The organism is Cupriavidus sp. HPC(L), assembly GCF_000307735.3.
Classification (GTDB): domain Bacteria; phylum Pseudomonadota; class Gammaproteobacteria; order Burkholderiales; family Burkholderiaceae; genus Cupriavidus.
On sequence record NZ_AMPR02000334.1, the window covers coordinates 86,388 to 110,107 of the forward strand.

A 23,720-nucleotide genomic window follows, 5' to 3' on the forward strand; every position below is an offset into this window, starting at 1 on the left:
ACGCCGCGCGGCCCGCCACGCCGCCGCGATGCCCACACTGACAAGGAGCGACGATCATGATGGACTGGTTCAAAGAGCTATCGCGGATGGAGCGCAAGGGGTTCTACGGCGCGTTTCTTGGCCATGCGGTCGACGTGTTCGATTTCATGATCTATTCGTTCCTGATCTCGACGCTGCTGACGCAGTGGCAGATGAGCAAATCGACCGCGGGCGCGATCGTCACGTGGACGCTGGTGTCGTCGCTGGTCGGCGCGATCGGCGCCGGCATGCTGGCCGACCGCTATGGCCGCGTGCGCGTGCTGCGCTGGACCATCGTGGTCTTCACCGTCGCCTGCTTCCTGTGCGGGCTGGCCAATTCGCCCGAGCAGCTGATGCTGTTCCGCATGATCCAGGGCATCGGCTTCGGCGGCGAATCGTCGCTGTGCATGGTGCTGGTGACCGAGATGATTCGCAATCCGGCGCACCGCGGCAAATACTCGGGCTTCACGGCGAGCAGCTATTCGTTCGGCTGGGGCGCGGCGGCGCTGGCCTATGGCCTGACCTTCAGCCTGTTCCCGGCCGAGACGGCCTGGCGGGTCTGCTTCTTCCTGGGCATCGTGCCGGCGCTGGTGGTGTTCTATCTGCGCCGCAACCTCGACGAGCCCGAGGTCTTCGTCAAGACGCGCGCCGAGCGGGCCGCGTCGCAGGGCTCCGCCTGGCAGGAGCTGGGCCGGCTGGTGCGGCGGCCGCTGCTGCGCAAGACCGTGCTGTGCAGCCTGCTGTCCGGCGGCATGCTGGGCGCCTACTACGCGATCGCGACCTGGCTGCCGACCTTCCTGAAGACCGAGCGCGGCCTGTCGGTGTTCGGCACCAGCTCCTATCTGGCGGTGACCATCCTCGGCTCGCTGGTCGGCTATGTGGCTGGCGCCTACGCGACCGACCGGCTGGGACGGCGGCCGACCTATGTGCTGTTCGCCGCCGGCGCCTTCGTGATGGCGCTGATCTATATGGTGATCCCGGTCTCCAACCTGTCGATGCTGTTCCTCGGCTTTCCGCTGGGCGTGCTGATGCAGGGGGTGTTCTCCGGCATCGGCGCGACCATCTCGGAGTCGTATCCGAACGATATCCGCGCGACCGGCTACGGCGTCTCGTACAACCTCGGCCGGGTGATCGGCTCGTTCTTCCCGCTGTCGGTCGGCTGGCTCAGCTCGGGCCGGACCTCGTTGCCGCTGGCCATCGCCATCGTCGCCGGGGCCGGCTATGCGCTGGTCGTGTTCGCCGCGCTGATGCTGCCGGAGACCACCGGCATGGATCTGGACAAGGCCGGCGGCGACGAGGCCGACCGGGACGACAAGGTGCCGGGCAAGGTCGGTTTGGCGCCGGCGCCGGGCATCGGCGGAACCGCGGCCTGATCAGTCCGAAATGACATCGAACCGGGGGAACGGGCAGGGCGGAAACGCCCCGCCCGATATCCAGATCGTCACGTTTTCGGGAACAACCTAGGGCTAACCCTGTCCATGCGATTGCATTCGGTTACAATGCCGCACTTGCGTCTTATTACGCAGAGCACTAACCGCCATATTTTTGGCGTAGTGCCTCTGCCCGCATACCGACGCCAACTTCCCCTTGATGCGAGCCTTTCTACCGTTTCTGATCGCGGCCTGCCTGTTCCTGCTCTCCTTCGGAGCGCAGGCGAGCACGCGTCTGGACGCGGCGGCGGGGCTCGGGCAAGGACAGATGCGCGTGGGGCCGCTGGTCTGCAGCATGGCCGCGGTCGCCGCGGTGGCGGCCCGGGCGGTTTCCAGCGATGACGACGGCAGCCGCATCGTCGCCCCGGGCGACGACGGCATCCACGCCGACGACGACGTCGCCGAAGCCGCCTCCCACCCGGGCTACTGCAATATCTGGTCGGCGGACCTGCTCGATCCGCCCGACGTGCTCGACGAAATCGAGGAATCGAGCGCGCTGTTCGCCTTGCCGGCGGCGCCGCTCGAACTGCCTTCCGGCGATGTCTCTCCGCCTCGCCACGGCCGCGCGCCGCCACTGCCTGCGGCGCTGTTCAAGCCCCCCATCTTCTCCGCCTGATTGCTGACGCGCCGGTCCGGCTCCGCGTCGGACCGGTCGCGCCCCCTATCTGCGTGTCTTGCTCGCGGCGCTCGCTGCCGTGGGCCGTGTGCTTGTCGCGGTAACGCCGTCCGCGCGAAGCCGGCATGCAGTGGTCCGGCTTTTTCTCGTTGCCATGAAGATCTCTACGCTTACCCTGATAGCGTCGCTTTCGCTTGGGGTGTCGTCGGCCTTTGCCGCCGATGCCTTCTCGCTGGAGCAACTGCTTTCCCTGTCCCAGAACTCGAACAAGGGCGTGGCCGCCGCGCATGCCGGCGTGGACGCCGCCAGCGCCGCCGTCACCAGCGCGGGCGCCTATCCGAATCCGCAGGTCGAAATGATGTACGGCCGCCTGCGCGGCCGGCAGGCCGGCGTCGCCGAAGGCAACACGCCCAGCTTCTCGATCACGCAGCGGCTCGACTACCCCCAGCAGCGCAGCCTGCGCCGCTCGATCGCCGAGCGCAATCTCGACGCGACTGAAGCGGGTCTGCAGGCCTTCTATGCGGACCTCGCCGGCCGCGTCAAGACCGGCTACTTCGGCGTGCTGCGCCGGGAGAGCGAACTGGCGGCGGCGCGGGAAGACCTGGCGATGATGAAGCAGGTCCATTCGCGGGCGCGCCTGCGCGTCGAGGTCGGCGAGGCGCCGCGCTATGAGCTGATCCGGGCCGAGACTGAACTGCTGGCCGCGCAGAAGTCGCTGCAGAGCGCCGAATACCGCGTCGACCAGGCCAAGGCGGCGCTGCGCCAGCAGGTCGGCGGCGCGCTGCCGCCGAAGTTCGCGCTGGCCGGCAGCCTCGGCCAGATCCCGAACGTGCCCGATCTGGCGGTGATGCGGGAGCGGCTGAGCACGGCCAATGCCGAACTGGTCCAGCGCCGCATGGAGCTGGAGCGCGCCAATCTGGCCGTCGACTACCAGCGCTCGCTGCGGTTGCCCGAGCTGGCGGTGCGTGCCAGCACCACGCGCGAGCCGGACAACAGCGTGTCCCAGGTCGGCCTGGTGCTGACCATCCCGTTGTGGGACCGCCGCAAGGGCCCGGTGGGCGAGGCGGTCGCGCAAGCCACGCAGGCACGCAGCGCCTATGAGCTGCGCGAATTCGAACTGGCGCAGGAACTCGAGTCGGCGTACCGCCAGCTCGAAATCACGCAGGCCCAGGTCACCGCGCTGGAGTCCGGCATTGTCCGTGAGGCCGAGAACGCGCTGCAGGTCGCGCAGGCGGCCTACCGGTACGGCGAGCGCGGCATCCTCGAAGTGATCGATGCCCAGCGCACGCTGCGCAACGCTCGCAACGAACTGATCGCCGCCCAATACGACCAGCAGATGGCCGTGATCCAGATCGAACGCCTGCTGTCGATGGCGCCCGGCATGTCCACGCCCGGCGTGACCCCGGGCAGGACCTCGGACGTGACTCCGGATGTCAGCCCGGCTATGACCCCGGCCGTGACCTCCGCCACGACCCCGGCCATGACCCCGACCGCCGCGACCCTCTCCACCGAATCGAACAAAGACTGACCATGCGCCCCATTTCTCTCCGTACCCTGGCGGTGGCTGCCGCCATGATGTTGACGCTCGCGGCCTGTTCCGAGGAGCCGCCGCCCGCAGCCGAGGCGCCCAAGCTGCCGCCCGGCGTGGTCAAGCCCGAGCCCTCGTTGCAGCAGCAGCTGAAGGTCGCGCCGGTGACCGCCAGCCCGTTCAGCGAGATGCTGCACGTCGCCGGCCGCATCGATTTCGACGAGCAGCGCGTGGCCCGCATCGGCGCCTCGGTGACCGGCCGCGTGACCGACCTCTACGCGATGCCCGGCCAGGAAGTGAAGGCCGGCCAGGTGCTGGCGCGCCTGCACAGCAGCGAGCTGGGCGCCGCGCAGATGTCCTACCTGAAGGCACTGGCGCAGTCGCAGTTGCAGGCGCAGAACGCCGAGCGCGCGCGTCAGCTGTTCGCCGCCGACGTGATCGGCCGCGGCGAGCTGCAGCGCCGCGAGAGCGAATATGCGATCGCCCAGGCCGAGATGAATGCCTATCGTGACCAACTGCGCGTGCTGGGCATGTCCAAGGCCGCGATCGCCGAGCTGTCCAAGGGCGGCAGCATCAATTCGTATTCGCCGGTGTATTCGAGCATCAGCGGCACCGTGGTCGAGCGCAAGGTCGCGCAGGGCCAGGTGGTGCAGCCCGCCGATTCGCTCTATACGGTGGCCGACCTGTCGCGCGTCTGGGTCGTGGCCGAGGTGCCCGAGCAGCAGGCCGCGCTGGTGGCCGAGGGGCAGACCGTCGAGATCGACGTGCCGTCGCTGGGCGCGGGTACGGGCCGCAGCCGGATCGCCGGCAAGCTGATCTATGTGGGCCGCACCGTCAATCCCGAATCGCGCACGGTGCTCGTTCGTACCGAACTCGAGAACCGCGAGGGACGCCTGAAGCCGGCGATGCTGGCCAGCATGGTGATCGCCAGCCGGCCGACCGAGCGGCTGGTGGTGCCGGGCTCGGCCGTGGTCCGCGATGGCAACGAGGAGCAGGTCTACGTCGAGCAGGGCGAGGGCCTGTATCGCGCCGTGCCGGTCAAGCTCGGCGCGGAGAGCGACGGCATGCGCGTGGTGCAGAGCGGCGTCAAGGCTGGCGACCGCATCGTGGTCAATGGCGCGTTCCATCTCGATAACGAGCGCAAGCGCCTCGAGCAAGGTTGACCACGATGATCGAATCCCTAGTCCAAGCTGCCATCAAACAGCGGCTCGTGGTCTGCGTGATCGCGGTCGTGCTGTTCTTCTTCGGGCTGCGCGCCGCCGGCAAGCTGTCGGTCGACGCGTTCCCCGATGTCACCAACGTGCAGGTGCAGATCGCCACCGAGGCGGCCGGCCGCTCGCCCGAGGAGGTCGAGCGCTTCGTCACGGTGCCGATCGAGATCGCGATGACCGGCCTGCCCGGGCTGGTCGAGATGCGCTCGCTGAACAAGGCGGGCCTGTCGCTGATCACGCTGGTGTTCACCGATGCCACCGACGTCTATTTCGCGCGCCAGCTGGTGATGGAGCGGCTGATCGAGGTCGGCGGCCGCATGCCGGAAGGCGTGACGCCGGTGCTCGGCCCGGTGTCGACCGGTCTGGGCGAGGTCTACCAGTACACGCTGGACCGCGCCGATGACGGCGACCGCGAGCTGACGCAACAGGAACTGTCCGAGCGCCGCATCGTGCAGGACTGGGTCGTGCGCCCGCTGCTGCGTTCGATCCCGGGCGTCGCCGAAATCAACTCGCAGGGCGGCTACGTCAAGCAGTACCAGGCGCTGATCAATCCGGACCGCATGCGCCACTACGGCATCTCGGTGCAGCAAGTCTATCAGGCACTCGCCAACAACAACGCCAACTCGGGCGGCGGCGTGCTGCCGCACTATGCCGAGCAGTACCTGATCCGCGGCGTGGGTCTGGCGCAAGGCGTCGAGGACCTGAAGAGCATCGTGCTGAAGGAGATCAACGGCACGCCGGTCTACCTGCGCGACGTCGCCGAGGTCACCATCGGCCATGAAGTCCGGCAGGGCGCGCTGATCAAGAACGGGCAGACCGAGGCGGTCGGCGGCATCGTGATGATGATGCGCGGCGGCAACGCCAAGGAGGTCGTCAGCCGCGTCAAGCAGCGCGTCGCCGAGATCAACGAGCGGGGCATGCTGCCCGGCAAGCTGCAGATCGTGCCGTACTACGACCGCAGCGAACTGGTCGACGCCGCGTTGTGGACGGTGACCAAGGTGCTGCTCGAAGGCGTGGTGCTGGTAGTGATCGTGCTGTTCCTGTTCCTCGGCGACCTGCGCTCGTCGGTGATCGTGCTGGCCACGCTGGTGCTGACGCCGCTGCTGACCTTCATGGTGATGAACCAGGTGGGGCTGTCGGCCAACCTGATGTCGCTGGGGGGGCTGGCGATCGCGATCGGCCTGATGGTGGACGGCTCCGTGGTGGTGGTCGAGAACGCGTTCGAGCGATTGGGGCGCAAGGATGAGCTGAGGCTGTCGAAGACCGAGGTGCTGGTCAAGGCGGTGCAGGAAGTGGCGACGCCGGTGATCGTCGGCGTCGGCATCATCATCCTGGTGTTCCTGCCGCTGATGACGCTGACCGGCACCGAGGGCAAGATGTTCGCGCCGCTGGCCTTCACCATCGCGATCGCGCTGGCCATCTCGCTGGTGCTGTCGCTGACGCTGTCGCCGGTACTGTCGTCCTACATCCTGAAGGGCGGGGCAGAGCACGATACCCGCGTGATCGCCTTCCTGAAGCGCCACTATTTGCGGATGCTGAAGGTGGCGATGGCAAACAGCCGCAAGACCGTGGTCGCTGCCGTCGTCGCGTTCCTCGGCACGCTGGCGATCGTGCCGCTGCTCGGTTCGTCGTTCATGCCGGAGATGAAGGAAGGCTCGATCGTTCCGGCGATCGACCGCGTGCCCAACATCTCGCTGGAGGAATCGATCAAGCTGGAGAAGGAGGCCAACAAGCTGGTGCTCAGCGTACCGGGCGTCAAGTCGGTGGTCTCCGGCGTCGGCCGCGGCGAAAGCCCGGCGGACCCGCAGAGCCAGAACGAGTCGACCCCGATCGCCAGCCTGAAGGACCGCGACGAGTGGCCCGACGGCTGGACGCAGGACGACATCGCCGAGCAGATCCGCCAGAAGCTGCGCGCCATTCCGGGCGTGCAGATCGTGATGGCGCAGCCGATTTCCGACCGGATCGACGAGATGGTCAGCGGCGTGCGTTCGGACATCGCGGTCAAGATCTTCGGCGACGACCTCGGCAAGCTGCGCGAGCTGGCCGGCGAGGTCGCGCGCGTGGCCGGCGGCATCCAGGGCTCGCAGGACATCCGCATCGAGCGCATCACCGGTCAACAGTACCTGTCGATCGACATCGACCGCCAGGCGATCGCGCGCTACGGGCTCAATGTCTCGGACATCCACGACATCATCGAGATCTCGATCGGCGGCAAGCGCGCGACCGACATTTTCGAGGGTGAGCGCCGCTTCAGCGCCGCGGTCCGTCTGCCGGAGCGCTTCCGCCACGATGTCCAGTCGATCCGCCAGCTGCTGGTGACCACGCCCGACGGCATCCAGGTGCCGCTGCAAAGCGTGGCGAAGATCGAGGTCAGCGACGGCCCGGCGCAGATCAGCCGCGAAATGGCCAAGCGCCGCGTCGTGGTGATGATCAACGTCAAGGACCGCGACCTCGGCGGCTTCGTCGCCGAGCTGCAGCAGGCGGCCGACAGCAAGGTCAAGCTGCCCGAAGGCTATTACTTCGAGTGGGGCGGCCAGTTCCAGAACATGGAACGCGCGATGGGCCACCTGAAGATCATCGTGCCGATCACGATCGCCGCGATCTTCTTCCTGCTGTTCCTGCTGTTCAACTCGCTGCGCTTCGCCACGCTGATCATCACAGTGCTGCCGTTCGCGTCCATCGGCGGCATCATCGGCCTGTTCATCACCGGCGAATACCTGTCGGTGCCGGCGTCGGTGGGCTTTATCGCGCTGTGGGGTATCGCGGTGCTGAACGGCGTGGTGCTGGTGTCCTACATCCGCAATCTGCGCAACAACGGCATGGACCTCGACGAGGCGGTGATCCACGGCGCCACCATGCGGTTCCGGCCGGTGATGATGACGGCAACCATCGCGCTGCTGGGCCTGGTGCCGTTCCTGTTCTCGACGGGTCCTGGCTCCGAGGTGCAACGCCCGCTGGCGGTGGTGGTGATCGGCGGCCTGATCACGTCGACGCTGCTGACGCTGGTGATGGTGCCGACGCTGTATCGCTGGTTCGACGACCGCAAGCCAAATCCGGCGACGGACGAGCCGGTGTAACCGAAGGCCGGGCGCCGGCCTGTGCCGGCGCCATGGTGGTGCGTTGGGGTCCCCGCGAAGGCGGGGGCCCTTTTTTATTGCCCGGCGTTCAGTCAGTCGTCCTGCGCCAGCCGATGCACCGGCTCCGGCAGTGCATCGAGCAGCGGCTTGCCGAAATACTGGCGATCGCTGACCGCCAGCTGCTTCAGCCCTTCCCGCAGCAGCCGCAGCGCCTTTGCCGCCGGCTCCAGCTGGCCGGCATGCGCGGAATACCAGGCCAGTTCGAACCACAGGCTGCTCTGCTGCAGCAGCGGATACTTGCGCTCGCCGCGCTGCGATTCCGCCAGGCGCCAGGCGGCGACGTCGTGCCAGCTGTCCGGCCAGGCGGGGCCGGTGAAGGCGTCGGCGAACGGCCCGGCCAATTGCCGCAAGGCCGCCACGCCGATCGGTGCGGTCGCCTGGAATTCGGCCAGCGTGGGCCGCGGCGCGGTATGGCAGGCGCCGCGCGCGATGCGCATCAGGTAGATGGCGTTCCATGCGGACGGATGGCGGTTGCCGGCACCGCGGCCCAGCCATTCCGACAGGCCGATCCACTGGATCGCGCGCTCCGCTTCTCCATCACGCAAGGCGCCGGACCATCCGATGCCGGCCTCGCCGAACAGCCATAGCGCCATGCCGATATTGGCGGCCACATGCTGCGCGGCATCGGAGACGTTCGATTCGAACGCCGCGGCCAACGCCTGATCGAAATGGGTGGCGGCCTGTTCGGCCAGTGCGCCAGCGGTCGCGGCGTCGTGCGGGGCAGCGGCCAGCGCATTGGACCGCTGGATCAGCGCGGCGAGGTTGTGCCATTCGAAGCGGACATGCGGGTGGGCCTGCACCAGCGTCGCACTGGGCTGGTTCTGCGCCAGCGCCTGCAGCACGGCCAGCGCGCCGGGCAGGTCGCGCTCGTCGTAGGCGCACCAGGCGGCGACGATGCCTTCCATGGCGTCGAGATAGTCGTTGCCGGCGATGGCATGACCGCGCCGGCGCCGCTTCAGTGCGCGCAGCATCTTGCGCGTCTGTGCGCGATCGCCCAGGCGGCGCCACAGCAGCGCCTCGTTCAGCGCGACGAACGCGTGTTCGAACTCGCTGGCGGCCAGCCGCCGCGCGGCGCGGAATGCGGTCAGCGCAGCGGGGGCGTCATGCGAGCCATTTCCACCTGTCCCGCCGGTCTTGGCCGCATCCTCGCGCGACAGCGGCGTCAACAGCCGCCCCTCACGCAACGCCTGCTTGCCGTCGACAAAATGGCGCCAGAACGACAGGTCGGTCTGGGTGACCATCCGCTGCGGGATGAGCGCCTTGCCTTGGCCGGGCCCGTCGCGATCGAGGCCGAGAAACGCCGCAATCTCCGCCGCGCCGGCCGGAGCCCCGTCGACCACGCAGACGATGCGCTGGCGTTCATGCGCGGCAAGCCAGAACGGCCCCTGGCTGCGTCCCTCCAGATTCAGAAAACGCGGATCGCGGCTGGCGTCGTCGCCCCAACCGACCGCCAGCTCCCAGCGCGCGAAGTCCTGGAAGGCACGCGTAATCGCCATGCGCAGCGTGCGCGCGTTGCTCATGCGCTCGCGCAGGTCGTCGGCGTAGACCAGCGGCCGGTGCGGCGCCTGTTGGGCCGCGTAGTGCAGCCGGACCAGCAGCCATACCGACTGGTAGGGCGCCCGGAGGCCATTGACGGTTTGCGGGGCGCACAGCTCGATTAGCAGGGGCTCGGGCATGGAGGCGGGCACAGAGAAGCGGAATCGGTACAGGGACGTGACAGCCGTGACAGCGGATGCAGATTGTCGCACGCATCGCGTTGGACTGGCGCATGCCTGTGGCTACGATGCGGGCTGTCCGGTTGGTGTCGCGCCACGCCGCCCGGACCGGCGCGCCATTCCCAAGTACAAGGAGAGACCATGAAGTCCCGAACGAACGAGCAGCCTCTGCATGGGCAATGTCTGTATCGCCGCCGTCTGCTGCAATTGGCCGGAGGCGCGGCGTTGCTGCCGGCCGCCCGGTTGGTGCAGGCCGACGACATCGCCCGGGTGGTGCAGCGGGCCGAGACCGCGGCGCCAGCCGAAGCCGTCCGCGAGGATCTGATGTCCCACTTCCGCGAGCTCGATGTCGACGGCTGCTTCGCGATGCTCGACGTCAAGGCGAACCGGCTGTCGCTGGTCAACGCGCCGCGCGCGAAGACGCGCATGGTGCCGGCCTCGACCTACAAGATTCCGAACAGCCTGATCGCCTTCGAAACGGGCGTCGTGGCCGATCCCGACCAGATTCAGCCGTACGGCGGCGGCAAGACGCGATTTCCGCAGTGGCAGCGCGACATGAACCTGCGTGAGGCGATCGCGATGTCGAATGTGCCGGTGTACCAGGGTGTCGCGCGCCGCATCGGCATGCAACGAATGCAGACGTGGGTCGACCGCCTCGACTATGGCAATCGCGAATTGGGCAAGCAGGTGGATCAGTTCTGGCTGCGCGGGCCGCTGGCCATTTCGGCCGTGGAGCAGACCCGTTTTCTCGCGCGGCTGGCGCAGCAGCAGCTGCCGGCCTCGCGGCTCAGCCAGCAATGGGTGCGGGAGATCCTGAAAGTCGAATCGGGCGGCGACTACGCGCTATTCGCGAAGACCGGCTGGGCGATGGACGCCGGGCTGAACCACGGCTGGTGGGTGGGTTGGGTCGAGCGCAACGGCGGCGTGTACACCTTCGCACTGAATATGGATCTGCAGCGCGAGGAGCTCGCGCCGAAGCGCTTGACGATCGCGCGGGCGATGATGGTCGAGCTGGGCGCATTGCCCGCGCAAAACGCGCCGGTGCGCAAGACGAGCTAGCGCAGGGCGTGCCGCCACTGTCGGGTGACGACGGTGCGCGACCCTGCGCGCCTACGGGACGACGGTCAGACTGTCGCGTCCAGCTCCGACGCGCGAGCTTTCGTCGCGGCGGCCTTGCGCTTGCCCTTGGTGAAGCTCGACAGGCCGTCGATCACATCGCGCCCGTAGGCGACGGCCGCTTCGATCGCCTCGCGCGGGCTACCGGCGCGATGCGAACGCAGCGCGGGCAGTCCGGTCGACGGCGCTCCGCCCAGGGCAATGATATTGATCGTTGCCTCGAAGCTGTCGCGTGCGGTGCCCGACTTGCTGGCCTGTTCGGCGGTGTGATGGACGTGGGCCGAGAGGCGATAGCCCTTGTAGACGGCGTGGTTGGCGTACATGGTGGACTCCTTGGTAATGCGCGCCCTCAATGGCGGCGCAAGCGCGCAATCGCGCGTTCGCCCGCTTGCCGGGCGACCTGCTTGGCCTGCGCTTCCGTGCGATGCAGCGTGTCGCGTACCGCGACGTTCTCGAGCACCCGCTCGCGGCCGCTTTCATAGCGGCTGACGATGTAAGTGGCGAACCACTGGCCGGGGCTTTGCTGGATCGGATGGACAGCGACGGTGTATTGGTTGTGGTTGTGTTGTGGATTCATGTGATTGGAATGGGGCGGTCCCTTGCCCTGTCCGGTGGATCCGCGCGAATGCGTCAGCGTGAGAAAGGACGCGTGCAGGCGGACTTCGGGCGCCGTGGCGCGTGGTGACACGCGCGACTTGCGACTTACCGAAAACGGCGATGGTCACTGCGCGTGATGCCGGCTCGGAGTGAGCGGGAACATCCGCGATGCGATGACTGATTGGGAACGCTTGGGTGGTGAATGCCGGACGTCAGGTCGGGCGGCGGGGCCCTCGGGGCCAGCCGGACAGTGTCTTGTCTTAATAATCTGTCCGGGTTTTCGCCTCTTGGGGCGAAGGAGCACACTATAGCACGGTTACCTATGGAGCGCGGGGCAGTGGTTTGCGCTCGCTCTTGGCTGCAAGGAGGAGGCAGGGGTTGCTCGATGGCCGTCGTGGTTTGCCGGTGCCCGTCGTGGTTTGCCGGTGCCCGTTGCCCTCTCCCCAACCCTCTCCCGCAAGCGGGAGAGGGAGCCGCTTACCGCGAGTGTGACGGCTGTCGCGGTCTGTATTCGGGAGCCTTGTCGTAGCGAGTGTTTCCTTTCTCGAGCAAGCGGGAGAGGGGGCCACTTGTCGCGGGTGCTGCGGCTGTCGCAGTCATTGGTGTGACGGCAGTCGGAGCCACTGTTCTCCAGAGCCTTGTCGTAGCGACTGTTTTCTCCCCTCTCCCGCTCGCGGGAGAGGGGCGGGGGAGAGGGAAAGCAGCGCTCGTTATGCGAGAAACGCCGGAAAACGCACCGCTCCCACGCCCGGCACCATCAAATATGCAGCACCCCCCGAATCGTCTCCGCCAGGTCCTTCGCCAGGAACTTCGACACATAGGCATCCGCGCCGACCTTGCGCACATGATCCTCGCTGGCATTGCCCGACAGCGACGAGTGGATGACCACCGGAATGCCCTGGAAGCGCTTGTCCGCCTTGATCTTGCGGGTCAGCGTAAAGCCATCCATCTCCGGCATCTCCAGATCGGTCAGCACGCAGGCAATCTCGTCGCGCACCGTGCGTCCGGCTTTTGCCGCATGGGCGGCGATGTCGTTGAGCTCGTCCCACGCTTCCTGGCCGGTCTTGGTCATCACCACGGACACGCCCATCGCATCGAGACCTTGCTCGATCAGGCTGCGGGCCAGGGCGGAATCGTCAGCCGCCAGGATCTTCGCGCCCGGACGCAGCGCCAGCTTCGGCCCCACGGTCGATGGATCGACATCGGGCTGGCTGGTCGGCAGCACGTCGCGCAGGATCTGCTCGACGTCGAGCACCTGCACCAGCCGCGCGTCCGGCGTGTCGGCATTGAGCTTGGCGATGCTGGTCACCAGTCCGCCCTTGGTGCTGGCCTCGGCCGACACCACCTCATTCCACTCCAGCCGCACAATTTCTTCGACGCCTTCGACGGCAAAGCCCTGGGTCGAGCGCGCGTACTCGGTGACCAGCAGGATGCCGCAGCTGCCGCCCTGCGGTGTGCAGCCAACGATCTTGGCCAGATCGATCACCGGAATTACCTGGCCGCGGATGTCGGCCATGCCCAGCATCGCCGGGGCGCCGCCGACGACGGTGGTGATTTTCGGCATTACCAGAATTTCGCGAACTTTGAATACATTGATCCCGAAAATCTCGTTCTGGCCCGAGCGTTCCGCATTTCCCAACCGAAACAGCAACAATTCGAACTGGTTATTGTTGGTCAGGTTGGTGCGCTCGTCGATTTCCTTCATCAAGCCGCTCATGACTTCCTCTTGCTCCTCGCGACGCCCGCACGAGCGGTGGCGCTGTGTCTTGTCGATGTCACACGGGGTGGAAGCCGGGAAGGGCTCCAGGCCGCTCGTGGTACGCACCATTAACGGCTTGGGCGCTTCAACCTTGAGCGACTTGGGCTGCACCGAAATGGGGAACGTTGTAAACAGATATTTACTTAAACCTGATGTAAAAAGTTCTCAAGGCAGTTTTCAACATTCGTCGCTATGATCCCGTGTGCGTCGATGTAACATCATTGATACATCAATTACAAATAGACATCGTTCCCGGTACGTGCTCGGCTCGCGCGACCGGAACGAGGCAAGGCGGCACCCGAGCGGTTTTCGGGATGCTTCCTGCTACGGGTAGAGCAAGAAGGGGCGGTTAGACCGGGACAACCGGCGAATCGGGTAGGAGTAGTAGCTATGCACGAGCCGAATGGGGTGCAGTGGCGTCGACCCAGACGTCCGCTCCCGACCAGCATGCGTTCGCGTCGCGGCGAGGGTATGTTGCCAAGTTGCGCCCAAACCACTTTGCAGTCCTACGGACCGCGAGGACGAGCCCTTCGTCCCTTTGCGACCGCGGTCGACGTTCGCCGTTTTCTGTTGCGTTCCGCTACCGGCGCCTTGCCCTGATGGCGGCGTTTGGCACGACCGTTTGATTCGTGCGACAAATTTTCCACTGTTCACATTCGTTTTAAATCGGGTTCACGGTCCGTCGCTATCATCGGCAACGAGTCCTTCGATGTATTTACTTTAAGACAAATAATACATTTGAAGTGCATTGGTTCCGGTTTGACAACGGCTTGCGCCACCAGAACAACAAGGCCACCACCGAATTCCGCCCGTAGCGGACAGGAACTCGGACGGGGCCGCAGCGGCGGAATCGGGACGGAACCAGGCAATTTGGTATGGAGAAATCGCGATGTTCGAGCCAAACACCGCAGCCCTGTCCCAGGGCTGTGACACGACCCTGAAGAATGTCATTGGCGCTGGCCGCAGCTGCGTCCGTGCGCCTATCGCCGCGCTGGCGGTCGCCGCGTCGCTCGGCCTTGGCGCTTACGCGTCCAACGCCGCGGCCCAAGCCGCGCCGGCGAACGCGCCGCAGGGTGCCGCCGCAACGTTCCAGAAGCAGGCAGCCGACCTGGGCATCAAGTCCTGCGCGAATCTGTTTGCCACGCTGGGCGACAGCCTGACCCGCGGCACCACCTACGCGTCCAACGCGTCGACGCAGAAGGACGCACCGAACGATCACGCCGCGCAGGCCCTCGTCGGCATGCGCTATGACACGCCGAACTACAAGGGCCAATCGGCAGGCGTCATCTTCACGTCGCCGACAAAGACCGGTTGCGAAGGTGGATTGGTGCGCGTTGCACCGTTCCCGCAATCGTGCCCCGATGTCGTCAAGCAGCTGCCGCAAGGCAGCACCTTGGCAACCACGCTTTCTGGCACGCCGCTGTACAACCTCGGCGGCAACCAGGGGCAAGCGCTGCTGGTTCCCAGCGGCAACAGCTGTGTCGTCGTAACGGTAGCAAACGCCATGGATCGCCGATGAAGCGATCCACGTAGCGGGCGCACCGCTTCTCTAACGCACCGGCCGGTTCAGGCCGGGCGTCTCTTCTTTTTCGATTTGGGGATCGAAACCCCGGTTTACGCCGGGGAAGGGGGGCTTTTTGTCTTCGCAAAGGGCCCATGTCAGTTTGGCGAACTTTCTGGGGGTAGTCGCCATGCATCAAACCATCACGGTATGGCTGGCCTGTGCTCGGTCCAGCCTTGGCAATAACGCAGTCGGGCGGAGGGCTTCGGCATGAACAAGTCCTATCGCACGATCTGGAACGAGTCTCTTGGCGCGTGGGTTGCAGCCTCGGAGCTGACCAAGGCGCGCGGCAAGCCCAACAAGAGCGCAGTCGCTCTGGCCGTTGGGGCGATGCTGGTCGCAATGCCCGCCGTCGCGCAGACCAAATACGAAGCGGGTGGCGGTACAGCCGGCCAAGATGGATCGATCGCAATCGGCCTCAACGCATCGGCCACCACGGACATCAATGCCGTTGCGATTGGAGCCTCTGCCATCGCGAGGGGAACTTCGGCGATTTCCATTGGCGCCCTGGCAGAGACCAACGGTCTGGGAGCCCTGGCGATCGGTGTCAATTCCGACGCTATCGGCGATCTCACTTCGGCCTTCGGTCGTGCCGCGGCGGCGACTGCTATGAATGCAACCGCGATCGGTGCGTTTGCGAATGCCAATCAGAACGGAGCGACGGCGTTAGGTTCCACCTCGCAGGCGACCGGCATCAACGCGGTAGCCGTCGGTAGTGGGGCGACGGCGTCTGCAATCAACGCTGTGTACGTTGGTGCTCGGACGGCGGCAGGGACGGGAGCAACCGCAGAATCCGCCATCGCTATCGGCACGGACATCCTCGCATCGGGAACCGATTCGATCTCCGTCGGGCGTCAAAGCCAGACGACGGCATCGAACGCTATCGCACTGGGCCGGGTTGCTGTTGCGGCAAGCGATGCGGCGACAGCACTCGGCAACGGTACGCGGGCGATGGGGAACAGTTCGCTCGCGCTGGGTACGCAAGCGCTCGCGATGGGCGACAGCACGGTCGCCGTTGGACAGGGCGCGGGTGCTGGCTCCACCGTCGGCAATAACGGCTCCATCGCCATGGGCGTGGCAGCGGGTGCGCTCGTAAGCGGAGCGCAGAACACCGCCATTGGTGGCGGCGTTCCGAGCGCTATGCGCGGCGCTGGCTCCGGGGTGACCGGCACACGCAACGTTGCGATGGGTGTTGGGGACGGCACGGTTGCCTATGACGGCACGCTGGACGCGGCCGCAGGTAGCCTGGTATCGGGCAACGACAACGTGGCCATCGGTACCAATGCGGGCATCGGTGTCGCCGCCAATGCGACGACGTCGGTTGGCTACAACGCCAAAGCCAACGCAGACCGCGCCACCGCCATCGGCTCCGGCGCCCAAGCCGCAGCGGTGGATGCCATCGCCATGGGTACCAGCGCTGTCGCCGATTCGGCTGACGCAGTCGCGATCGGTAACGGCTCTCGAGCAACTGGCGGCAAGGCAGTGTCGATCGGTTCGGGCAACGTCGCCAGCGGCAACGGTGCCGTCGCGATCGGTGACCCGAACACGGCGACCGGCGATGGCGCCGTGGCACAAGGTATGGACAACACCGCGACCGGCAACGGTTCGGTCGCGCTGGGGAACACCAACATGGTTGGTGGCGGTGGCCAAGCGGTCAGCACGACCGGAACCGCGGCGCAGGGCGCCGTCGGTATCGGCTATCAGAACACCGTCGTTGGCCAGGGCAGCGTAGCCATCGGCAGCACCAGCCGGGCAATGGGGGCGGGCTCGCTGGCTTTCGGCGATACGGCGGTGGCCAACAGCGGCTATGACGTCGCTCTCGGCTCGGGCGCGACGGCAACCGGCGGCGGCGCGCGCGATAGCATGGCGGTGGCGATCGGTTCAGGCGCTCGTGCTACCAATTCGGGCACGATTGCAATCGGTGATGCCTTTGGGGCCGGTGTCGTTGCGTCGGGCCGCGATGCCATCGCCATCGGTACGAGCGCATCCGCATCCGGCCAGTATGCAACGGCCGTCGGTGGCAGTGCCACGGGCACTGGAGCCAGCTCCACCGCGGTGGGTGTCTTCTCCAATGCCATCGGTGCGAATACGGTTGCGCTCGGCAATGGGGCAACGGCCAACAATGCTGGTGACGTGGCGTTGGGCTCTGGTTCGGTGACAGCGGCAGCAGTGCCGACTGCCAGCACGGTCATCCGAGGAACGACCTACAACTTCGCTGGCGCGAATCCGTCCAGCGTTGTCTCCGTCGGCACGTCGACTGCTCCACGCCAGATCCAGAATGTCGCGGCCGGCCGCATCGACCAGAACTCGATGGACGCGATCAACGGTTCGCAGCTCTATGCCGTGCAGCAGTCGCTGCAATCGGCGGTGACTGGCTCGGCGGCACACTACTTCAGTGTCAACGAGAACGGCACCCCTGGTGCTAACTACAACAACGATGGTGCGACCGCACGGTTTGCTCTGGCGGCGGGTTACGGTGCATCGGCCAGTGGCATCCAGGGCACGAGCGTGGGCTACATTGCCAATGCAAGCGGCCTGGAGAGTACCGCGATCGGCTACGCAAGCACTGCGAGCGGAGTCAATGCCACCGCCCTCGGCAATCAGGTGATGGCCGCAGCGGACAACAGTATCGCGATCGGTACGAACAACACCGCGTTGCCGCATGTGGACGCGACATCAACGGCCGGCATTTCCATCGGCTTCTGGTCGACGGTCAGCAACGCGCAGAGTGGCATCGCCATTGGTGACAGGGCGAACTCGGCCGCTACTTTCGCGCTCGCAGTGGGTCGATCTGCGAATTCCACAGGCATCGCGTCCGTCGCCGTCGGTAACGCGGCGCGCGCAGAGGCTGACTATTCCGTCGCGATGGGCTCCGGCGCGGTAAGTGCGGGCGTGTCTACGGTCGCCATTGGGCAAGGTGCCGGCTCTGCGTCAACCACTGCAAATTCTGGCTCCGTCGCCATCGGCGTGGCCGCCGGCGGGTTCGTAGAGGGCGCACAGAACGCGGCGATCGGGGGTGGTATTGCCAACGTCATGCGAGGCGCTGGCTCAGGCGTCACGGGTACACGTAACGTGGCGATGGGCTCCGGCGACGGCACTGTGATGTACGACGGCACGCTGCAAGCAGCCGCGGGTAGCCTGGTGTCCGGCAGCGACAATATCGCCCTCGGTACCAACGCCGGTATCGGGGTCACCGCGAACGCGACGACGTCTGTCGGCCTCAACGCCAAAGCCAACGGCCTCAACGCGATCGCGATGGGTACCGGCGCGCAGGCGACTGGCGCGAACAGCATCAGCATCGGTACCGGCAACGTCGTCAGCGGCGCGAACTCGGGTGCCTTTGGTGACCCGAGCACCATTACCGGTACGGGTTCCTACTCGGTCGGTAACAACAACACCATCAACGCGAACAATGCGTTCGTGGTCGGTAATGGCGTAACCATCCCGACTGGCCGCGATGGTTCGGTGGTGCTCGGCAATGCCTCGACGGTGGCGGCGCCCGTACCGACGGCCAATACCGTGATCGCGGGTACGACCTACACCTTCGCTGGCGCGACTCCGACGAGCGTTGTGTCGGTGGGCGCCGTGGGTTCGGAGCGCCAGATCCAGAACGTCGCCGCTGGCCGCATCAGCGAAACGTCGACCGACGCGATCAATGGTTCGCAGCTGTATGCCAGCAATCGAGCCATCGAGGCCGCGATCGCGGGTGCCGAGACGCACTACTACAGCGTCAATGACAACGGTACCCAACAGGCGAACTACAACAACAACGGCGCGACGGGTGCGAACTCCATCGCGGCGGGCGTGGCGGCGACCTCGGCCGGCAGTAGCGCGACGGCAGTGGGCCGCCTCGCCGCGGCGACCGGCAACAACTCCGTGGCCGTGGGCAGCGGTGCTACCGCGACCAATGATTTCGGTGTCGCGGTCGGCAACAACGCTCAGGCGAATGGGACGTCGGCCATCGCAATGGGTACGTTGGCTCAGGCCAACGGCGCCGCAGCCCAGACCATCGGCGTGAACTCGCGGGCAACGGGCGACGAAGCCGCTGCCTATGGCCGCTCGGCCAACGCCGGTGCGGCCAATGCCACCGCAATCGGCTCCCGCTCGGCGGCAACGCAGGCGGGCGCTACTGCATTGGGCTTCAGCTCGCAGGCGACCGCAACGAACGCGCTCGCCTTGGGCAATGCTGCTGTGGCAAGCAACGCCGGGGATGTGGCGCTGGGCTCCGGTTCGGTGACTGCGGCAGCGGTCGGTACGCCGAATGCCGTGATCGGCGGCAACACGTACACGTTCGCGGGTACCACGCCGGCTTCGACAGTCAGCGTTGGCGCGCCGGGCGCGGAGCGCACCATCACCAACGTCGCCGCCGGTCGCCTCAGCGATACGTCGACCGACGCGGTGAACGGCTCGCAGTTGTACGCGACCAACACCCAGGTGACGCAGAACACCACCGCTATCTCCAATATCAATAACGGTGGCGGCATCAAGTACTTCCACGCCAACTCGACGTTGCCGGATAGCCAGGCCATCGGCACGGATTCGGTCGCGATCGGGCCGAATGCGGTGGCCAACAACGCGGGCGACATCGCGCTGGGCTCCGGCTCGGTGACGGCCGCCGCAGTCGGCACCGCCGGCGAGACCATTGGCGGGACGGCCTACACCTTCGCGGGTGCGACGCCGACCTCGACGGTCAGCGTGGGCGCGCCGGGCGCGGAGCGGACCATCACCAACGTCGCAGCAGGCCGCCTCAGCGACACGTCGACCGACGCGGTGAATGGCTCGCAGCTGTTCGCGACCAACTCGAAGGTGAACCAGAACACCACCGATATCACCAATCTGAACAACGTGATTGGCGATATCAACAACGGTGGTGGCATCAAGTACTTCCACGCCAACTCGACGCTGCCGGATAGCCAGGCCATCGGCACGGACTCGGTCGCGATCGGGCCGAACGCGGTGGCCAACAACGCTGGCGACATCGCATTGGGCGCGGGCTCGACCACGGCGGCAGCAGTTGGCACGCCGGGCGAGACCATTGGTGGCAACGCCTACACCTTCGCGGGTGCAACGCCGACCTCGACGGTCAGCGTGGGTGCGGTGGGCGCGGAGCGAACCATCACCAATGTCGCCGCGGGCCGCCTGAGCGGAACGTCGACCGATGCGGTGAATGGCTCGCAGCTGTACGCGACCAACCAGCAGGTCAACTTGAACACCGCCGATATCACCAATCTGAACAACACGATCGACAACATCAACAACGGCGGCGGCATCAAGTACTTCCACGCCAATTCGACGTTGCCGGACAGCCAGGCGATTGGTGCGAACTCGGTCGCGATCGGTCCGAACGCGGTGGCCAACAACGCCGGAGACATCGCGTTGGGCGCAGGTTCGGTGACGGCTGCAGCCGTGGGTACGCCAGGTGCGACCATCGGTGGCAATGCCTACACCTTCGCCGGTGCCACGCCGACCTCGACGGTCAGCGTGGGCGCGGTGGGCGCGGAGCGGACCATCACCAATGTCGCGGCGGGTCGCCTCAGCGATACGTCGACCGACGCGGTGAACGGCTCGCAGCTGTACGCAACCAACCAGCAGGTGGACCTGAACACCGCCAACATCGCCACTAACACGACCAATATCGCCAACCTGAACACCATCATCGGCGATATCAATAACGGCGCTGGCATCAAGTACTTCCACGCCAATTCGACGCTGGCCGACAGCCAGGCGCTCGGCACCGACAGCATCGCCGTCGGTCCGCAGGCGGTCGCCAACAACACGAACAGCATCGCGATGGGTAACGGCGCGGTCTCGAGTGTCGATGGCGGCGTGGCGCTGGGTTCGGGTTCGGTGTCGGATCGTGCGTTGGCCCCGGTCAGCGGCACCATCACGGCCGGTACCGCGATCGTGCCGTACAACACTACCGACGTGAACCTGGCCGGTGCGGTGTCGGTCGGCAATGCCGCGACCAACACGCTGCGCCAGATCACCAACGTGGCCGACGGTACCAGCGCGCATGACGCCGTGACGATCCGCCAGCTCCAAGGCGCGATCGGCTCGGTAACGGCCACCGGTACCAAGTACTTCCACGCCAACTCGACGCTGGCCGATTCGCTGGCCGTGGGTGTCGACTCGATCGCAGTGGGTCCGGAGACGATCGTCAACGGCGACAACGGCATCGGCATGGGCCGCAACGCCCAGGTCGCGCAGACCGCGCCTGGCGGTACCGCGATCGGCCAGAACTCGCTGGTGTCGCAGGCCGATGGCGTCGCGCTGGGTACCAACGCACAGTCGCAGGGGATCCAGTCCCTGGCGCTGGGCGCGGGTTCGCAGGCGGTGTTCGCCAACAGCGTGGCGCTGGGCGCAGGCTCGGTGACGACGGTGGGCGCGCGTACCGGCTACATCGGCTACGGCGTCGGCAGCCAGAACTCGGTCGGCGAAGTGTCGGTCGGCAATGCAGGCGCCGAACGGCAGATCACCAACGTGGCTGCCGGCTCGGCCCCGACCGATGCGGTCAACGTCAGCCAGCTGAACCAGGTCGCGCAGAACACCGCGACCTCGCTGGGCGGCGGTGCTTCGTACGATTCGACCACGGGTACCTATACCGCGCCGAGCTACTCGGTCGGTGGCGGCACCTACAACAACGTGGGCGACGCGCTGGGCGCGCAGGACACCATCGTCAAGAACCAGGGCAGCAGCCTGGCGAACCACCTGGGCGGCGGTACGACCTACGATCCGTCCACCGGCAACATCGGTGGCGGCTTCACGGTCAACGGCAAGACCTACGCGAACGTGGCGGATGCGATCGGCGAGGCGGCAGGTCAGGCGTCGAACTCGATCCAGTACGACAACTCGGATCGCTCGCAGATCACGCTCGGCGGCACCAACGGGACGAAGATCACCAACGTCGCCGCGGGCAATATCAGCGAGAACTCGACCGACGCGGTCAACGGCTCGCAGCTGCACCAGACCAACACCACGGTGAACAACCTGGTCGAGGGCAAGATCGGTATCGTCAAGCAGGAGACGAATAACGGTCCGATCTCGGTCGGCGGCGACACCGGCGGCACCACGGTCAGCATGGCGGGCAAGGACGGCGATCGCCGCATCACCGGCGTGGCCGAAGGCACGGCGCCGACCGATGCGGTCAACGTCAACCAGCTGAACCGCATCAGCCAGGGCATCGACCAGAAGTTCGCGGGCATGGACAGCCGTATCCGCGCGGTCGAGAACCGGTCGAACGCGGGTATCGCGTCGGCGATGGCGATGGCGGGTCTGCCGCAGGCCTACCTGCCGAACAAGAGCATGCTGGCCATCGGTGCTGCCACGTTCAACGGTGAAACCGGCTACGCGCTGGGCCTGTCGCGCGTGTCGGACAACGGCTCGTGGGTCTACAAGGCGTCTGGTGCCGCTTCGTCGCGTGGCGACTACGGTGGCGCGGTGGGCGTCGGCTATCAGTGGTAAGCCGCACGGGATTGTCCGTGTAGCACGGGCGTGCGCCAGTCCCCCAGCTGGCGCACGTCCGACCACTACCCGATCATCAACGTCCCGCCGGCGCGATGACGCCATGCCGGGACAAGGAGTTCGAAACCATGTTTGATTCGATGAAACGCCATGCCGCACCCTGCGCCGCCTTGCTGGCGGCAGCGCTGCTGGCCGGCTGCGGCAACCTGAGCAAGATCGACGACAAAGGCCACACCGCTGCGCCGGTCTGGCCGAAGATGGATGTCGAGAACATGACGCTGCTCGAGGGCATCCATCCGGACCCGAACAGCCTCGCGCTGGTCAAGGCCGGCATGACCAAGGACCAGCTGTACCACCTGCTGGGCCGCCCGCACTTCCTCGAGGGCTTCTTCTTCGTGCGCGAATGGGACTACCTGTTCCATCTGCAGACGCCGTCCGGCGACAAGGCCTGCCAGTACAAGGTGCTGTTCGACCGCGACACGCGCGCGCAGGAATTCCTGTGGCGCGAGAAGGAGTGCGAGGAGGCGGCGAAGGCGTTGATCGCGAAGGCGAAAGCCTGACGCGTTGTGTTGGAAGCCGCTGGGCCCCCGCGTTCGCGGGGGCGTCGGAAGAATAGCCGTCGTCCCCGCGCGGGCGGGGACCCAGCGACTTGAGGTAGCATTGCCGGGCCTGTTTATTCGAGCAGACCACAGATATCTTGATCGGGCCGGTAACGGCCCTTGTTTTTTGGAGTTGCCATGTATCGCGCCGCATCGGTTGCCGCTTCCGTTCTTGCCGTGTTCGCCCTCGGCGCCTGCCAACAGATGCCCGCCCAGCAGGGTCAGCAGCCCGCCCCGATGGCGCCTGCCGCTGCGGCTCCTGGACCGGCTCCCGCGCCCGCTCAAGTGCAGCGCGCCGCCGCTCCTCAACAGGCAGCGCAGCAGCCCGCGGTTGAGTTCCGCCTTGCGCAGCCGGAACGCGCGCCCAACCTCAACGAACTGCGCATGGCCAATGCCACGTTGTGGGTCGCGCCGCAACCGGTTCTCGCGCGAGGTGACCTGAGCACGGTCGTGCCCGTCAAGGCGAAGGACGGCAAGTCGTACGTGCGCTTCAACTTCACGCAGCCCGGCGCGCAGAAGCTCGCTGCGTTGACGCAGCGGTTCTCCGGCAAGAACCTGGTGCTGACCGTTGGCGGCAATCTGGTGGCAACGCCGCGCATCGGCCGGCCCATCACCAACGGCGTGCTGTTCGTGCCGATGGCCAGCGAGCAGCAGGCGCTGAACGTCGCGGCCGTGATCGGCGGCGCCGGCGCGCCCGCAGCGCGGTAACACGATCCACCGTCGTCCCCGCGAACGCGGGGACCCAGTGACTTGATAGCGGCTGCAAAAGCCGCTGGGCCCCCGCCTTCGCGGGGGCGACAAAAACACGGGGGCGACAAAAGATATCCCCGTCGTCCCCGCGAACGCGGGGACCCAGTGACTTGATTGCGGCCGCAAAAGCCGCTGGGCCCCCGCCTTCGCGGGGCCGACAAAGACACGGGGGCGACAAAGACACGCGGGCGACAAAAGACATCCCCGTCGTCCCCGCGAACG

At 66.4% G+C, this 23,720-nt stretch carries 14 protein-coding genes; 10 read left to right on the forward strand and 4 right to left on the reverse strand.

From position 1 onward, the window contains the following. Positions 1–56: 56 nt before the first annotated feature. The 5 genes from B551_RS17170 to B551_RS17190 all read left to right on the forward strand — a co-directional run bounded on the left by B551_RS17170 (position 57) and on the right by B551_RS17190 (position 7,880). Positions 57–1,391 carry an MFS transporter gene (locus tag B551_RS17170; protein ID WP_006575724.1) on the forward strand — a complete coding sequence of 445 codons (1,335 nt, stop codon included), beginning with the start codon at positions 57–59 and terminating at the stop codon, positions 1,389–1,391. Between the two features lie 217 nt (positions 1,392–1,608). Beyond that, a complete protein-coding gene (locus B551_RS17175; protein WP_006575723.1) occupies positions 1,609–2,064 on the forward strand; it encodes a hypothetical protein in 456 nt (151 codons plus the stop codon). A 154-nt stretch (positions 2,065–2,218) separates the two neighbouring features. Beyond that, a complete protein-coding gene (locus tag B551_RS17180; protein WP_043440507.1) occupies positions 2,219–3,592 on the forward strand; it encodes a TolC family protein in 1,374 nt (457 codons plus the stop codon). A gap of 2 nt (positions 3,593–3,594) precedes the next feature. Further along, positions 3,595–4,755: an efflux RND transporter periplasmic adaptor subunit gene (locus tag B551_RS17185; RefSeq protein WP_006575722.1), complete on the forward strand. Its 1,161-nt coding sequence runs from the start codon at positions 3,595–3,597 to the stop codon at positions 4,753–4,755. A 5-nt stretch (positions 4,756–4,760) separates the two neighbouring features. After that, a complete protein-coding gene (locus B551_RS17190; RefSeq protein ID WP_043440510.1) occupies positions 4,761–7,880 on the forward strand; it encodes an efflux RND transporter permease subunit in 3,120 nt (1,039 codons plus the stop codon). Between the two features lie 92 nt (positions 7,881–7,972). On the opposite strand, the gene B551_RS17195 is transcribed toward B551_RS17190, so the two are convergent. After that, positions 7,973–9,616, reverse strand: a complete 1,644-nt coding sequence (locus tag B551_RS17195) for a hypothetical protein (RefSeq protein WP_006575721.1) — start codon at positions 9,614–9,616, stop codon at positions 7,973–7,975. A 180-nt stretch (positions 9,617–9,796) separates the two neighbouring features. Between B551_RS17195 and blaOXA the strand changes: the two genes are divergently transcribed. Beyond that, positions 9,797–10,714 (forward strand): OXA-837 family class D beta-lactamase, encoded by a 918-nt coding sequence (blaOXA, locus tag B551_RS17200; protein WP_006575720.1) that lies wholly within the window; start codon positions 9,797–9,799, stop codon positions 10,712–10,714. Between the two features lie 65 nt (positions 10,715–10,779). Here blaOXA and B551_RS17205 read toward each other — a convergent pair whose 3' ends face one another. From B551_RS17205 to B551_RS17215, 3 genes are all read right to left on the reverse strand, one after another. After that, positions 10,780–11,094: a hypothetical protein gene (locus tag B551_RS17205; protein ID WP_006575719.1), complete on the reverse strand. Its 315-nt coding sequence runs from the start codon at positions 11,092–11,094 to the stop codon at positions 10,780–10,782. 26 nt (positions 11,095–11,120) lie between these two features. Beyond that, positions 11,121–11,348, reverse strand: a complete 228-nt coding sequence (locus B551_RS17210) for a hypothetical protein (RefSeq protein ID WP_006575718.1) — start codon at positions 11,346–11,348, stop codon at positions 11,121–11,123. A gap of 777 nt (positions 11,349–12,125) precedes the next feature. Next, positions 12,126–13,085 (reverse strand): chemotaxis protein, encoded by a 960-nt coding sequence (locus B551_RS17215; protein ID WP_023264635.1) that lies wholly within the window; start codon positions 13,083–13,085, stop codon positions 12,126–12,128. 931 nt (positions 13,086–14,016) lie between these two features. Between B551_RS17215 and B551_RS25200 the strand changes: the two genes are divergently transcribed. The 4 genes from B551_RS25200 (at position 14,017) to B551_RS26915 (ending at position 23,456) form a co-directional block, all read left to right on the forward strand. After that, positions 14,017–14,646: a hypothetical protein gene (locus tag B551_RS25200; RefSeq protein ID WP_006575717.1), complete on the forward strand. Its 630-nt coding sequence runs from the start codon at positions 14,017–14,019 to the stop codon at positions 14,644–14,646. A gap of 252 nt (positions 14,647–14,898) precedes the next feature. Beyond that, a complete protein-coding gene (locus B551_RS17225) occupies positions 14,899–22,149 on the forward strand; it encodes an ESPR-type extended signal peptide-containing protein (RefSeq protein WP_023264636.1) in 7,251 nt (2,416 codons plus the stop codon). 128 nt (positions 22,150–22,277) lie between these two features. Continuing rightward, the gene (locus B551_RS17230; RefSeq protein WP_006575714.1) at positions 22,278–22,709 is read left to right on the forward strand and encodes an outer membrane protein assembly factor BamE; all 432 of its coding nucleotides are present in this window, start codon (positions 22,278–22,280) and stop codon (positions 22,707–22,709) included. Positions 22,710–22,886: 177 nt separating this feature from the next. After that, positions 22,887–23,456, forward strand: coding sequence for a hypothetical protein (locus B551_RS26915; RefSeq protein ID WP_216599704.1), 570 nt, complete (start codon positions 22,887–22,889; stop codon positions 23,454–23,456). Positions 23,457–23,720: the final 264 nt, after the last annotated feature.

Coding starts and splice junctions, on each gene's coding strand:
- B551_RS17190 (WP_043440510.1), top strand. CDS start 4,761: ATGATCGAATCCCTAGTCCAAGCTGCCATCAAACAGCGGCTCGTGGTC.
- B551_RS17210 (WP_006575718.1), bottom strand. CDS start 11,348: ATGAATCCACAACACAACCACAACCAATACACCGTCGCTGTCCATCCG.
- blaOXA (WP_006575720.1), top strand. CDS start 9,797: ATGAAGTCCCGAACGAACGAGCAGCCTCTGCATGGGCAATGTCTGTAT.
- B551_RS17205 (WP_006575719.1), bottom strand. CDS start 11,094: ATGTACGCCAACCACGCCGTCTACAAGGGCTATCGCCTCTCGGCCCAC.
- B551_RS17185 (WP_006575722.1), top strand. CDS start 3,595: ATGCGCCCCATTTCTCTCCGTACCCTGGCGGTGGCTGCCGCCATGATG.
- B551_RS17180 (WP_043440507.1), top strand. CDS start 2,219: ATGAAGATCTCTACGCTTACCCTGATAGCGTCGCTTTCGCTTGGGGTG.
- B551_RS17215 (WP_023264635.1), bottom strand. CDS start 13,085: ATGAGCGGCTTGATGAAGGAAATCGACGAGCGCACCAACCTGACCAAC.
- B551_RS17230 (WP_006575714.1), top strand. CDS start 22,278: ATGTTTGATTCGATGAAACGCCATGCCGCACCCTGCGCCGCCTTGCTG.
- B551_RS17175 (WP_006575723.1), top strand. CDS start 1,609: ATGCGAGCCTTTCTACCGTTTCTGATCGCGGCCTGCCTGTTCCTGCTC.
- B551_RS17225 (WP_023264636.1), top strand. CDS start 14,899: ATGAACAAGTCCTATCGCACGATCTGGAACGAGTCTCTTGGCGCGTGG.
- B551_RS26915 (WP_216599704.1), top strand. CDS start 22,887: ATGTATCGCGCCGCATCGGTTGCCGCTTCCGTTCTTGCCGTGTTCGCC.
- B551_RS17170 (WP_006575724.1), top strand. CDS start 57: ATGATGGACTGGTTCAAAGAGCTATCGCGGATGGAGCGCAAGGGGTTC.
- B551_RS25200 (WP_006575717.1), top strand. CDS start 14,017: ATGTTCGAGCCAAACACCGCAGCCCTGTCCCAGGGCTGTGACACGACC.
- B551_RS17195 (WP_006575721.1), bottom strand. CDS start 9,616: ATGCCCGAGCCCCTGCTAATCGAGCTGTGCGCCCCGCAAACCGTCAAT.